Source organism: Paenibacillus tabacirhizosphaerae (genome assembly GCF_040812395.1).
GTDB lineage: Bacteria > Bacillota > Bacilli > Paenibacillales > NBRC-103111 > Paenibacillus_E.
The window spans coordinates 16938-30910 of the sequence record NZ_JBFNXH010000023.1 but is presented as its reverse complement, the minus strand read 5'-3'; the positions used below and the strand labels follow the sequence as shown (position 1 = coordinate 30910).

General features: G+C 48.2%; 13 protein-coding genes and 1 pseudogene. All 14 read right to left on the bottom strand.

Translation table 11 applies throughout. The features are described from left to right. Positions 1 to 89 precede the first annotated feature (89 nt). The 14 genes and pseudogenes from spoVT to yabG all read right to left on the bottom strand — a co-directional run bounded on the left by spoVT (position 90) and on the right by yabG (position 13955). A complete protein-coding gene (gene spoVT / locus ABRS97_RS25370; RefSeq protein ID WP_367818615.1) occupies positions 90 to 632 on the bottom strand; it encodes a stage V sporulation protein T in 543 nt (180 codons plus the stop codon). A gap of 244 nt (positions 633 to 876) precedes the next feature. Beyond that, positions 877 to 1983: a peptidylprolyl isomerase gene (locus ABRS97_RS25365; RefSeq protein WP_367818613.1), complete on the bottom strand. Its 1107-nt coding sequence runs from the start codon at positions 1981 to 1983 to the stop codon at positions 877 to 879. Continuing rightward, positions 1964 to 5491: a transcription-repair coupling factor gene (gene mfd / locus ABRS97_RS25360; protein ID WP_367818611.1), complete on the bottom strand. Its 3528-nt coding sequence runs from the start codon at positions 5489 to 5491 to the stop codon at positions 1964 to 1966. Before mfd ends, ABRS97_RS25365 begins: the two co-directional genes overlap by 20 nt. A gap of 73 nt (positions 5492 to 5564) precedes the next feature. Then, positions 5565 to 5792, bottom strand: coding sequence for an anti-sigma-F factor Fin (gene fin, locus ABRS97_RS25355; protein ID WP_367818609.1), 228 nt, complete (start codon positions 5790 to 5792; stop codon positions 5565 to 5567). Positions 5793 to 5898: 106 nt separating this feature from the next. Then, on the bottom strand, positions 5899 to 6459 hold the full coding sequence (gene pth / locus ABRS97_RS25350; RefSeq protein ID WP_367818608.1) for an aminoacyl-tRNA hydrolase: 561 nt from the start codon (positions 6457 to 6459) through the stop codon (positions 5899 to 5901). A 419-nt stretch (positions 6460 to 6878) separates the two neighbouring features. After that, positions 6879 to 7520 (bottom strand): 50S ribosomal protein L25, encoded by a 642-nt coding sequence (locus ABRS97_RS25345; protein WP_367818606.1) that lies wholly within the window; start codon positions 7518 to 7520, stop codon positions 6879 to 6881. Between the two features lie 139 nt (positions 7521 to 7659). Then, a complete protein-coding gene (glmU, locus tag ABRS97_RS25340) occupies positions 7660 to 9054 on the bottom strand; it encodes a bifunctional UDP-N-acetylglucosamine diphosphorylase/glucosamine-1-phosphate N-acetyltransferase GlmU (protein ID WP_367818604.1) in 1395 nt (464 codons plus the stop codon). A gap of 122 nt (positions 9055 to 9176) precedes the next feature. After that, entirely contained in the window at positions 9177 to 9461 is a 285-nt protein-coding gene (gene spoVG / locus ABRS97_RS25335) for a septation regulator SpoVG (RefSeq protein ID WP_036655543.1), read from the bottom strand. Between the two features lie 118 nt (positions 9462 to 9579). Beyond that, positions 9580 to 9963, bottom strand: a complete 384-nt coding sequence (locus ABRS97_RS25330; RefSeq protein ID WP_367818601.1) for a RidA family protein — start codon at positions 9961 to 9963, stop codon at positions 9580 to 9582. A gap of 3 nt (positions 9964 to 9966) precedes the next feature. After that, complete coding sequence (gene purR / locus ABRS97_RS25325; RefSeq protein ID WP_367818599.1) at positions 9967 to 10803, bottom strand: pur operon repressor; 837 nt, start codon at positions 10801 to 10803, stop codon at positions 9967 to 9969. 186 nt (positions 10804 to 10989) lie between these two features. Next, the gene (ispE, locus tag ABRS97_RS25320; RefSeq protein WP_367818597.1) at positions 10990 to 11844 is read right to left on the bottom strand and encodes a 4-(cytidine 5'-diphospho)-2-C-methyl-D-erythritol kinase; all 855 of its coding nucleotides are present in this window, start codon (positions 11842 to 11844) and stop codon (positions 10990 to 10992) included. Between the two features lie 432 nt (positions 11845 to 12276). Then, positions 12277 to 12444, bottom strand: a pseudogene (locus tag ABRS97_RS25315) (small, acid-soluble spore protein, alpha/beta type); the annotation flags it as partial. A 103-nt stretch (positions 12445 to 12547) separates the two neighbouring features. Beyond that, positions 12548 to 12820, bottom strand: a complete 273-nt coding sequence (gene veg / locus ABRS97_RS25310) for a biofilm formation stimulator Veg (protein ID WP_367818595.1) — start codon at positions 12818 to 12820, stop codon at positions 12548 to 12550. Positions 12821 to 13073: 253 nt separating this feature from the next. Further along, positions 13074 to 13955: a sporulation peptidase YabG gene (gene yabG / locus ABRS97_RS25305; protein WP_367818593.1), complete on the bottom strand. Its 882-nt coding sequence runs from the start codon at positions 13953 to 13955 to the stop codon at positions 13074 to 13076. Positions 13956 to 13973 lie beyond the last annotated feature (18 nt).

The following is a 13973-nucleotide window of genomic DNA, read 5'->3' as shown; positions in this document are numbered from 1 at the left end:
ACAGATGGTCACCATCTCAGTAAGGAAGCCTGTGTACTATTTGTTCTCTTATTTTGCTCCACATCTGAAACTGCCTCGCTAGAGGGTTTTCATTGTTCCATCTGTTTGGCCAAGAAGCCGGCAGCCGTTTCCACCATTTTTACTTCCATCTGCCCCATCTTCACATTCTCATCCTTGCTAATAAGAATGACAGATCCGATGGGATCACCCCCTGCGACGATCGGCGATGCGACAAAAGAGGTGAACGTTTCGTTCGCATCTTTAATGATCTCATACTGACCGCTGCCGCTTTCGATGACGGCTTTGCGATTTTCCATACATGCTTCGATGATCGATCCTACCGACTTCTCGAAATAATCCTTCTTTGCCCCCCCTGCCACCGCGATGATCGTATCGCGATCCGAGATCATGGCTACATGGTTCGTGCTTTCAAACAGCGATTCTGCATATTCCTTCGCAAAATCACCAAGTTCACCAATCGGTGAATACTTTTTGAGGATAACCTCGCCATCGCGGTCTACGAAAATTTCCAACGGGTCTCCTTCGCGAATACGAAGTGTGCGTCGTATTTCTTTTGGAATCACGACTCTCCCTAAATCATCTATCCGACGGACAATTCCAGTTGCTTTCATACCTCTAGATGCCTCACTTTCCGCTGAAGAATTAGATACGACTGGAGCATGAAATCTTGTTGTACTCTGGATTTGGAGGGAACTCGAATTCTATCCATAGTATTCTTCACTTCCCATTCTTCTATGCAGACGCTTCTGCCTCGGGCTCTTCTTTCTATGTAGCTTCGCATGCTGCTGACCATATCATGTCCCAATAATAGCAAATAAAAACAGGATGCCCCTATTCGGGCATCCTGGTAAGTTCTTACTTCGCTGCCGGCGATGCAGCCGGGCTTGCTGCTGGGCTTGCTGGGGCACTAGCAGCAGGAGACGGCTTTGCTTCTGGCTTCGGCAAATTGTTCGTTTCAATCAAGTTTGGATATTCTTTCTCAGCAAATTCAGAAAGAGCTTTCTCCGCCAACTGAGACTTCAGTTGTGTTTTGAGCGTATCATCAAGTGGTTTCGTGCTTCTGGACTCCACTTTCATGACGTGGTAACCGAAAGAGGATTCAACAGGATCACTGATTGTGTTTAGTGGCAGTGTGCTAGCCGCTTGTTTAAATTCAGGCACCCATTGATTAATATCCGCATCTTTGTACGTACCGCCGTTATCTTTGGAGCCTGGGTCATCGGAGTATTCCTTCGCTAAAGCCGCGAAATCTCCGCCTTTATCCAGCTTGCCTTTCACTTCTTTGGCTCTGGCCAAAGCTTCATCCTTAGTGCGCAGGTCTTTCTGAGTTGCGGCATCTTTCAAGCTAATCAAAATATGGCTCACAGTCGCAATATCAAAAGCATGCGCAGCCGCTTGCTCATTATAAGCATCTTGCACTTGTTGATCTGTAATTTTCGCTTCCATACTGCCCATTGTGTAAAAGCTCATTTTCATCAAAGACTCGATATCTTTCAGTTCGATATTGTTGTCTTTGAGCTGCTTGTCCATTCCGCCTTCTTGCTTGCCGAAATAGTCCGTGATCGCCTTCATTTGCTCGGTAACCTGTTTGTCTGCTTCTGCCTTCGCTTTGTCATCCGCTTTGGCGGAAAGCACACGGAAAGTTACGAATTGCTTTAGCATATCTTGTTGAAAAGCAGGATCCGTCATAAACTGAGCCATCTGTGGGGAAAACATTTTGTTCACGCTCACGAATGAATCGAACTCAGCGCGGGTAATTTTACCGCCCTCTTTGTAAGTCGCGATGATATCCGTCGGTTTCCCGGTTGCTGCTGCGGTAGCGGAAGGCGAAGCACTGGCGGCTTCTCCTTCCTTCTTCTTGCCGCACGCGCTCAATACGGAAAAAGCGAGAAGCAGTGCCACCATCGTTAAAATCCATTTTTTCGAGTAAAGCGGTAATTGGTTAGTAGGTTTTGGCGACATCTTGTAATTCTCCCTTCGATTTCAGAACGTCCTTGTATTGCACCAGCAGCTTCTCCACCAGTTCGATGGATGCTTCCGGCTGAAGACCTTTACAACGGATGATGATGTTGATCTGCGGCTCGGCGACCAGCTTGATACGGCCATCAAAGCCTTTGGATAAAGCGAACAGCTTCTGTCCATCCAGCATGCTGTTCTGATCGGCGTTCACCTTAATCTGGTAATCGTCCCCTTTTTGGCTAATCGTTTCAATGCGGTATTCCGAACCGTATGCTTTCAAACGAGCCACTGCCAGTAAGTTGAAAACGGCCTGTGGGAGATCACCGAAGCGATCAACGAGCTCATCATGCAGATCCGCGGCTTCGTCCAATGTACGAATGGCAGCCACTTTCTTGTAAATTTCGATTTTTTGCATGCTGTCGTAGATATAATCGGAAGGCAGATAAGCATCCAATTGAATATCGATGGTCGTATTCCATTCTGGTTCGGGCTGGGCAGCTTCGCCGTCAATTTCTTGTTTCAGCTTAGCAATCTCTTCTGCGAGCATTTGCGAATACAGATCAAAGCCGACTGAAGCTATGAAGCCATGCTGCTCTGCGCCTAACAAATTGCCTGCGCCGCGAATAGATAAATCCCTCATCGCAATTTTAAAGCCTGAGCCAAGTTCTGTAAACTCTTTAATCGCTTGCAGACGTTTCTCTGCTACTTCCGTCAGCACTTTATCGCGCTGATAAGTAAAGTAAGCGTAGGCAACCCGATTTGAACGCCCCACGCGACCACGAAGCTGATAAAGCTGAGAAAGCCCCATTTTATCCGCATCATGAACAATTAACGTATTCACGTTCGGTATATCGACGCCCGTCTCGATAATACTTGTGCTCACCAGGACGTCGTACTCACCATCAAGAAAATCGAGAATGGTCTTCTCCAATTCTTGCTCGCCCATCTGTCCGTGCGCCACAGTAACGCGGGCATCCGGGATCATCATCGCGATTTGATCGGCCATCTGGGTGATGCCTTGAACGCGATTGTACAAGTAGTAGACCTGGCCTTCGCGCGCCAGTTCCCGCTCAATCGATTCGCGAACGAGCGAAGGGCCGTACTCCACCACATAGGTTTGTACGGGAAACCGATTCTCTGGCGGCGTCTCGATCACCGACAAGTCCCGTACACCAAGCATCGACATGTGCAGTGTGCGCGGAATCGGTGTCGCAGTGAGTGTCAGCACATCCACATTCGTCTTCAGCCGTTTAAGCTTCTCTTTATGGGATACGCCAAAACGCTGCTCCTCATCCACGATCAACAATCCCAAATCTTTGAACTGCACGTCCTGCGACAGCAGCCGATGGGTGCCGATGACGATGTCGATCGTCCCTTTTTTCACGCCCTTCATCACTTCACTTTGCTCCTTTTTGGAGCGAAAGCGACTTAGTACCTGCACGTTAAACGGATACCCCGAGAAGCGTTCACGGAACGTTTCATAATGCTGCTGCGCCAAGATCGTCGTAGGCACTAGAACCGCAACCTGCTTGCCGTCGATAGCCGCCTTGAAAGCTGCACGCACCGCAACTTCGGTTTTGCCATAGCCTACGTCGCCGCAAAGCAAGCGGTCCATCGGGCGGGATTTCTCCATATCAACCTTGATCTCTTCAATCGCCCGAAGCTGATCCCGCGTCTCATCGTAAGGGAACATGGCCTCAAATTCATTCTGGTAAGAACTATCTTTGCTAAATCCATACCCTGTCGTTGCTTGGCGCTCCGCATAAAGCTTGATAAGCTCATCGGCGATATCCTTAACAGATGCACGCGCCTTGCTCTTGACTCTTGCCCAGTCTGCGCCGCCTAGCTTGTATACCTTAGGCTCCTTCTCTTCGGCGCCGACATATTTCTGGATCAGATCAATCTGGTCAATCGGCACCGACAGCTTATCGCCCCCGGCATACATAATGTGGAGGTAATCCTTGTGAATACCGCCCACTTCGAGCGTACCGATGCCGACATATTTCCCGATGCCATGGTTCACATGAACGACATAATCGCCTACCTTAAGCTCTTGGTAGCTCTTAATCCGTTCCGCGTTCTCAAGCTTCTTCTCGACCTTGCGGGCTTTGCGCTGCTTCTGGGTGAAAATCTCACCTTCGGTAATGACGACCAAATGAATGGAAGGCATTTCGAAGCCCGTCTGCAGGTTGCCATCCACAATCTCAGGAATTTCGATCTGATAATCGCTCAGCACGCGCCGCACTCGTTCAGATCGATCCTCGCCATTCGCCAACAGGATGACCTTACTGCCATTTTTCTTCCAGCGTTCCATCTCCGCTTTGAGAAGGTTCATCTGCCCGTGGAAATTTTGCATGACGCGGCAAACAAAGTTGACGATATTCTGCGGCTGGATGCCCGGCACTTGGCGTAAGAATAACGATAAATATAAGGTCGGAAACGGTCTGCGATGAAGCAGCGATTCATAGGATTTGGACAGCACAAAAGCCGGCAAGCTCTTCCCCTCTTGCAGCGCATGCATCATCCATTCCGCCTCATCGCGCTCTAGCTGCTTCGCAGTTTCCAGCAATCGCGCCGGTTCGTCGATAATCAGCACAGCATCCTTTGGCATGAAGTCTATAAGGGTCTGTCTTTCCGTGTATAAGAGCGAAATATATTTATAAATCCCGGGAAACATTTGCCCTTCGCGAAGCAGCTCAATATCCTGTCCGATGCCTTCCAGCAGCTTATCCTTAGCCGCACGGTCCGTCATCTTCTCAAGCTGCGCTTGCAACAGCTCATACGCGTGCTGCCCCGCAGATTGTAACCGCTTTCGATCCCCTTGAATCTCACGGCACGGCGGAATCGTAATCGATTCTAATTTATCAATCGACCGTTGGTCACTCACATCGAAAGTACGAATCGAGTCGACATCTACATCAAACAGCTCTATTCGGATCGCATTCGGCGACGTTAACGGGTATAGATCCAGAATCCCGCCTCTTACGCTCATCTCGCCTTTCGTTTCTACCCGCTCCACGCGTTCGTATCCCAAATTGGATAGGCTTGCGAGCAGCTCATCCAGTTGAATGGTGTCACCCACATTAACCGTGATTCGTGACTCCTCGAATACCTGCTTCACCGGAAGCAATCTTCGCACACCGGCGAAAGGCGCAATCACGACCCCGCGATACCCACCCGCCAGCTTGGTAAGCACGTCAATACGCTGCGCCAGCATCTCCGGGCTTGCCGCCGCTTCTTCTGTTGCCAGAAGCTCTTGAGATGGATAGAGCAGCACTTGATCTTCCGATAAACATTCTAGCAAATCCTCTGAAATCTTCTGGGCGGAGAACATGTTGTGGGTAATGATGAATAGCGGACGCTCGAGCTCGCGCGCAAGGGTCGCGATCATCACTTGCCTGGAGGAGCCGGTCAGTCCGGCAACGAGCTGCTCTTTCATCTCGGATCGAATGCCAGAGACGATCGTTTGAAAGTCAGTATCCGCAGAAAAAGCTCCAATTAAAGCTTGCAAACAAGTACACTCCCCTCACAAAAAGAAGCCTCGGCACACTTGCCTAGGCTATTGACTCTTCATAAAATAAACGTTACTGCAGCGGACTTGCGAGCAGCGACAGCTCCGGATTCGCTTCAAGCGCTTCTCGGCAGTAGTCGCAAACCACTCTGACTGTAACATCTCCATTCGCGTTATACGATATTATATCTCTACGCTCATCGGGGGTCAAGAAATGGAAGCCTAGCTGCTGTTCCGTTATCGTTTGTTGATTGATTTCTCCGACAAATGTATGACAGTGCCTGCAAATATACTTGATCATATATGTATGCCTCCTTAAAATATCCTATTACTTGCTAGTATGACCATTCGCCGGAGAAATTAGCCAAATACGAGCTGTCATTTTCGGATAGAGGAGGCCTGCAATTTTATTTATTAAACTTCGCCATCGTCTTCTCGAACGATTCGGTTAAACTGAATTCCATTGCGTCACACGTCAGTTCTAGCACCTGATCAAGTGACTTCATCTCTTCTTTAGAAAAATTGGATAGCACATAATCCGCAATGTTGTAGCCCGGCGCAGGTCGGTTGACGCCCATCCGAATCCGATTGAAAGTCTGGGTCCCCGCATGCTGAATGATGGATTTGATGCCATTATGCCCGCCGGCACTGCCTTGGTAACGCAGACGAATCTGCCCAAAAGGGGTATCCATATCGTCATACACAATTGTTACATCCTCAAGCTTCACTTTGTAAAAATCCACAAAAGCCCGCATCGCTTCACCCGAGAGATTCATATAGGTCATCGGTTTGAGCAAATACACTTTGGTTCCGTTAACGACGCCTTCGCCCAAGAGGGCTCTCCCTTTATTTTGAAAAGACGTGATTCCCCACTTCGCTGCAAAACAATCTAAGGCCATAAATCCGATATTGTGACGGTTCAGCTCGTATTGCTTCCCTGGATTGCCTAAACCAATAAAACATTTCATCTTACGTCCATCCTCCCAACGAACCAGCACAAAGCCAACATTTTTTTATCATTTCCACTAAACCTATTGCGAAACAGTGCATTTCCATATATTGTCTACCTATATGTCAGAGGAGCAACCCACAAATCCATAATTGCAGGTGAGTCATCGCTTATGTATTTAAACGGACAACAGCTTTCACTCGATTATCACTTCCAAGATCATATAGATGCTAACATTCCCGTCCAAGTATACTATCAAAATCTATTCAAGGATATAGGTTTTATTGAAGGTTTCACCTCGCAATTCATCAAAGTGAATAACACATTTTATAATCGCAGTATGCACACTTTCGTGTCACGGGCGGGATACTAGCCACACAAAACAAACAGAGGATACCCTCCGTATGAAACAAGGGCATCCTCATCTTCGTTATTTTCCTATGCAGGTTGTTCCGCATTTGCAGCCTCATTCGAGGTCTCTGCTTCTCCTATCCTCTCCTCATTGTTGGCCGGTTCTTCCACATCCTTCTCTTTCTGAGGCACAAGCACCGTGACGATGAGGTCGTTGGGATCAGACTTGATCTCGATGCCAGCTGGAACCGAAATTTCGCTGACCAATATATTCTCTCCTAGCTCCAGATGCGAAATATCGACGGGAAGCGATCCTGGAATTTGATTGGGCAAGCAGCGAATTTCTAACTCGTGGAGCTGCACTTGCAATATACCGCCCTCTTTGACGCCCTTCGCCTCGCCCGTGAATTCCAGCGTCACGACTGTTTTTACAGGCTCATCCAAATTCACCTGATGGAAATCTACATGCAGCAGCTCCCGGTTCACTCTGCCCCTCTGCAGCTCGTTGATCATCACGGGCCGCTTGCCGCCGTCCGGCAGCTCCAGTTCGATGAGCGCATGCGGATTAACACGAAGCAGAGCGCGGAGCTCCTTCTCATCAATTGTAATAACGGTCGATTGCACCTTCTTGCCATAGATAACGCCAGGTATCTTGCCCTTGGACCGCATTTGCTTAATATCCGATTTGGTCGTGTCCTTGCGAACTTCCGCTTTTAACGTTGCAGCCATGAAAAAAAGAACCTCCTCAGTTTTGGGTTAGCCAAACTAGCATCGAAATCGATACCGAGTTGTTACACGCTAGTTCATAGCGTACCCAAACCTGAGAGATTCCATCCAAATTAACCAACCTGAACCGTACCCACAGCGGTTATTCTTTGTTTGTCTTCTTCGCCTTCATACGTGCTTTGATTTTGTCCGCATAACCCGGCTTGTTAGACTGTCTTTCTCTGGCGATTGCCAGATCCCCGTCATCCACCGAATGGGTGATTGTCGAGCCCGCAACCACGTAGGATCCCTTACCGACGCGTACGGGAGCAATCAAGTTCACATTACTGCCTACAAAAGCATCATCGCCGATTTCCGTAAGACTCTTGTTAAATCCGTCATAGTTCACCGTGATCGCCCCGCAGCCGATATTCACGTTACTGCCCACAACCGCGTCGCCCACATAACTCAAGTGGGAAACTTTCGTACCCTCGCCCAGCGTAGCATTTTTGATTTCAACGAAGTCGCCAATTTTCACATGCTTGCCGATCTTCGCGCCTGGTCTTAAATAAGCGTAAGGCCCTACGCTCGCATCACTGTCCACATACGCTTCCTGAACAACCGATTGCTTGATCGTCACTTCGTTCATAATCGTGGAGTTGATAATTTCCGTTTGCGGCCCGATCTTACAATTTTCACCGATTGCAGTGCGGCCTCTGAGAATGGTTCCAGGCAGAAGCACTGTATCCGCTCCAATCGTAACGCCTGATTCAATGTACGTATTTGCCGGGTCGATGATTGTCACACCGTTCAGCATATGCTGACGATTGATTCTCGCTTTGAATAAAACCTCCGCTTCTGCAAGTCCAACGCGGTCATTCACGCCGATCGACTCCGAAACATCCGCCATGCAGTAGCCCTGCACAACCTCTCCCTGACCCGCCAGGATCCCGATAACATCAGTCAAATAGTACTCGTTCTGAACGTTATTGTTCGTGACCGATGAAAGAGCGTCGAATAGCTTTCGGTTATCGAAAATGTAGGTACCCGTATTCATCTCCTGCACAGCTGCTTCTTCCGGCGTACAATCCTTCTGCTCCACGATGCGGGATACGCGCCCATCTTCCCCACGAATAATACGGCCATAACCGAACGGATTATCCAGCTTCGCCGTAAGAATCGTCGCTGAGGCGCCAGACTCTTGATGAAGTGCTATCATACTCTTCAATGTTTCGTCCGAAATAAGTGGCGTATCGCCGCAGATCACGATGGTCATGCCTTCCTCTGCACCTAAGGCTTCCTTCGCCTGCAGTACCGCATGTCCCGTTCCCAACTGCTGTGTCTGAAGCGCATATTCAACGCCATCGCCCAAATAGGCCTGAACAGCTTCAGCACCATATCCTACGATAACAAGTGTTCTGGTTGTTTCTATATGTTTGAGCGTGTCCACAACGTGACCCACCATCGGTTTGCCGACAACTGGATGGAGCACTTTGTAAAGCTTCGATTTCATCCGTTTACCTTGACCTGCTGCCAACACAATAGCCATGAGCTTCAATTGATACTCAACTCCTTTATTCCACTACTTTTATAAGGGGATTTATGATCATTTCTTCACCCAATATAGCTCAATTCCCGCAAAAAGAAAAGAGAGCCCGCGGGCTCTCTTAGGTAAGCAATTTAAGCGCCTTCCTCTATAACTTCTTCTTCTGCAGCTGCGCGGTCGTATTCAGCCAATACTGCAGCTTGAATCTTTTCGCGAGTTGTTGAAGAAATAGGATGAGCGATGTCACGGAACTCACCATCTGGTGTCCGCTTGCTAGGCATAGCCACGAACATACCATTGTTGCCGTCGATGACACGTATGTCGTGTACCACGAACTCGTTATCGATGGTAATGGAAGCGATCGCTTTCATTCTCCCCTCGGAGTTAACCCGGCGGAGTCTTACATCTGTAATTTGCACTTGTGTTCACCACCTTTTTCCATCACTGAGACTTGGGTGTATAATTCCACATTTTAGGGCAAATTCCTTCTTCTTTTTTTGAAATTTTCTATAAATTTATATGATCTTAATGTTTTTGTTAAATTTCGACAGGAATCTCAGCAATTAACTCAATTTCGACAAAAACATCGCGGGGTAATCGCGCTACTTCTACAGTCGAGCGAGCCGGTTTATGGTCGCCAAAGTAGGAAGCATAAATCTCATTCAGCTCCGCGAACTGATTCATATCCTTCAAAAACACAGTCGCTTTGACCACATGACCAAAACTCGTACCCGCTTCCTCAAGCACGCCTTTCAAATTGGAGAAAACTTGATGCGCTTGTTCCTTGATGCCGCCTTGGACAATTTGCCCCTCGAGGTTCAGCGGGATTTGCCCGGAAGTGAAGAGCAAATTCCCCAGTTTAACCGCTTGTGAATAAGGACCAATCGCAGCCGGAGCTGCATTTGTTGAAATGAATTCCATCGTTTACACTTCTCCTTTTTTACCGTCAAAATAGTTGCCCGGTTCCACGGTAATTTGCTTGGTTTTGGAATCAACACCGTACAGACGGGCGAGCGATACATAATCATCGACCAAATGTTCCTCGGCCTCACAGGACTCCATAAACACCCCAACGCCCTGCACAGAAGCTTTGAACTCGGCCAGTAAATCCATCATGCCGTGAATCGTACCGCCCACATGCATGAAATCGTCAATGATCAGAACCTTGGACTCTTCCTTCAATGCGCGTCTGGCAAGTGACATGGTCTGAATTCGCTTGTTAGAGCCTGAGACATAGTTGATGCTAACCGCAGAACCTTCAGTAACCCTGCTGTCGCGTCGAACAATCACAACCGGAAGATTCATATAAGTAGCCGTCGCATAAGCGAGCGGAATGCCTTTCGTTTCCACCGTCATAATGACGTCAATGTCACGCCCTGCGAACGCAGAGGCAAACGTTTTACCGATTTCATTCAAAAATTGGGGCTGCCCCATAATATCAGACATATACAAATAGCCGCCGGGTAGAATCCGTTCAGGCTGTTGCAGTTGCAAACACAAATTCTGGATAAATTTAAGCGACGTTTCTTTCGGCATCTTTGGCGTGAACTTTACGCCTCCGGCTGCTCCCGCCAACGTATGCAATTCTCCTAAACCTTCTTCTTCAAATACTTCCTTAATAATGGCCAAATCTTCACTGATCGAGGATTTGGCTGAGTTGTAACGCTCGGCAAAAGTCGTTAAAGGTATTAACGAATGGGGGCGAAATAACAAATATTGCGTCATTTCTACCAGCCTAGCGCTCCTTTTCAACTTTTTCATCGCCCTACCCCCCAAAAATCCGAATATTATAAAGAAAATATACCATTTTTATACGTATTTATTCAAGCTTCCCATGAAAATTATATTGACATAGACTTAACACAAATATAACGCTCACGGATTAGAAACACCTTGCTTTAGCATCCTAAAAAAAAAGCCCCTCCAAAGGGCTCCTTCAACCTTTATTTACGTTAACATCCGAACCGCATAAACATCCTTGCAAAAGCCCCGCAACCCATTGTAAATGCGAGGCACCTTGGCTTCCTTGGATACGAGCCCGAATACGGTAGGGCCGCTGCCCGACATAAGCACACCGTCTGCGCCGAGCTTCTGCATGCATTCTTTTAAATGCCTCACTTCGGGGTACAGATCCAGTGTCACTTCCTCAAGCACATTCCCTAGCCCCTTGCACAGCCGATCGAACTGCTTCTCTCGAATCGCCCTCAGCACATCAGATGTCGATGGATGGCGCTTGATTTCGCGCGCATTCAGCTTACCGTAAATCTCCGATGTCGATACATTGATGGGAGGCTTAGCCAGCACAACCCAGCATTGCGGCGGAGATGCAATCGGTTCTAGCTTTTCCCCACGCCCTCTCGCTACCGCTGTACCGCCAGTCACGCAGAAAGGCACGTCCGAGCCAAGCTCCGCCCCTAGGGTTTGCAGTTCTTGCATCGGGATGTTCAATTGCCAGAGCCGGTTAAGCCCGCGCAAGGTCGCTGCCGCGTCGCTGCTGCCTCCCGCCAAGCCTGCGGCAACAGGAATTTTTTTGTCCAGATGGATGTACACACCCTTCTTAACATCGTACCGATCCTTGATCAATCTGGCTGCCTGGAACGCCAAATTCTTCTCATCAAGGGGAATGTACCCGGCCTGGCTGGAAATGATGATGGTGTCCCGGGGCAGTTCCTGCATTTCAATCCGATCCGCCAGATCCACCATCGTCATGACCATCTCGACTTCGTGGTACCCATCTTCTCTTTTATGTAAAACGTCAAGGGATAAGTTGATTTTAGCCGGTGCTTTTTCAAAAATTTTCATCCGATCACCTTCTTTTGCTCGTTTGCTGTTAACGTATTATAACAAAAGCGCAAAAGAAAAGCTAAAGCATTTGCTTTAGCTTTAATAAGGGCGCTGCCCTTCAGCCCCGAATTGCTGAGGCCCTCCCGTAGTCTGGCTCACGTAAGCAGCAGGCGGTTGATTTTGATAGGGAAAGGAGGCATTCATGTTATATGCCTTTGAAGCGTAATTCGGGACATAGTTCGGCGTATAGCTTTGTTGTAAAGGCTGATTCGTGCCATAATCACCCTGACTGTGTCCTTGAGGGCGAGGCGCATATGCTGTGGGCGTAGGAACCGCATAATGACTAGTTTGATTATAACTTGACTCCGGATAGCTGGCTGCCTGAGGATAGTTAGTTTGAGGGTAGCTAATTGAAGCTGCAGGAGCCGAGGGCGTTGAGGACGTATACTGCTTCGCCAGATGTTCTTCTGCAATTTGAATCGCCCGCTTTACCATATTGCCCGCATCCTTCGTGCGTATCCCCTCCCAGCCTTCACGCTGCACGACATCGTAGAAACCTAAATCTTTAGCTAACTCATATTTAAAGCTTTCGGACATGACACTTCTTCTCCGACCCATAGCAAAACCTCCTTTTCAGTAGGCTTAGTATGTCGCACCAACACCAACCCCATACAAAGCAAAAACAGACCCTCGGGGTCTGCTCATATAAGAACGCATTCAGCTAATGTTGAATATAAGTAATCCGAACCTGCCCATCATCGTTACAAACGGTAACTTCGACGGATTCAGTAAGAATGTCCGCATAACTATAGGAAACTCGTTTAAAAGCTGCCTCTTGATCCAATTTCACAATAAATACAGAAGGGTAGGTTTCTTCTAAAACACCAGAGCGCTCGATGGTCTTTCGACGGCCACCATTTGCTCTTAACATGATCTTCTGCCCAACATGGGGCTCCAAACTGCGTTTGATTTCCAATAGCGCATTTTTTGCCATTGTCAACTACCACCTCTTTCCTTATTGATTATAACCGATTTGGACATCCATGTCAAATTAGGGTCAAATATTATATCAGCAGGTCAATCGTATTGTCAACGGCATATTCACCTATTTTTTCATCCACTCCGTATATAGGTTGTCTCCAAAGTTCGCAAAATATTCACACACGACATAATCCTTCCAAACAAACGAAAAAAAGGAGAAAACAACGGCCGACACGACCGCTATTTTCTCCTTGTATTATGATCAGCTACACCGACGCATTCCCCTCCAAGCTCTGGATGCCGGGTATCCCCATTCGATAGCTCCCCCGAGTCTCAACGCCACCCATCCCCTCAAGGCCCGTCACAGTCAGATCCACAATGTCGAGCATGGAAATTGTATCTTTCACCGAGGTATAGCTCATCTTAGCGGCAATGCAGAGTGGATCCAGCGCATGAATCAACACCCGTCCAGGCGAACTGGCATAATTAGCTCCTGCACGTAGCAACGCCTCGAAATGCGATTGACACGCGCCCGCTACAATAATCATCGAGTCTCGGTTTCGCTCGTACTGCCTCACCACCTGCACTGCGTTCACAAAATGCTGCGAGTTCTTATAGTTGTTCAGGTTATGCAGTTCCCCTCTTTTGCGCTGCTTTAGAAGGCCATCATGGCCCGTAATCACAACAATATCCGGCTTTACCTGAGGCAAGAGCCGATACAGCGCATCTGGCATCTGAGACTCCAAGATGTAGTATCCTTCCGCCGGCACTCGTAATTCTCCATAAAGCTGCATGCTTTTACGCAAATAAGCCGGATCTCCATCTAAATGAAGCACTTTACCTGGCACTTCGAAGTAGCTGGGTCCGGCCTTTTGTTTATGGGTCAGGGAGAGCTCATTCTTCTCCTGCATATGTGCCTGCGATAGCGCCAAACGACGCAATATTTCTCGAAATTGGGAAGCGCCCGATCTCGAATGATCCAGCGGCTCATCCGAACCGGAAGCAGCTGTCAAATCAGTCAAGGGCGCGTCTGCCAGCAGCCGGTAATCAACGCCGCGAAGCACCGCCTTTAGCTGATCGATACGTTCAATCTTGAAAATGACGTCATCGTCATAGGATTTACGGGTTACAAAGTCTCCTTGCCTCATCGCACCAATCCCCTCCTA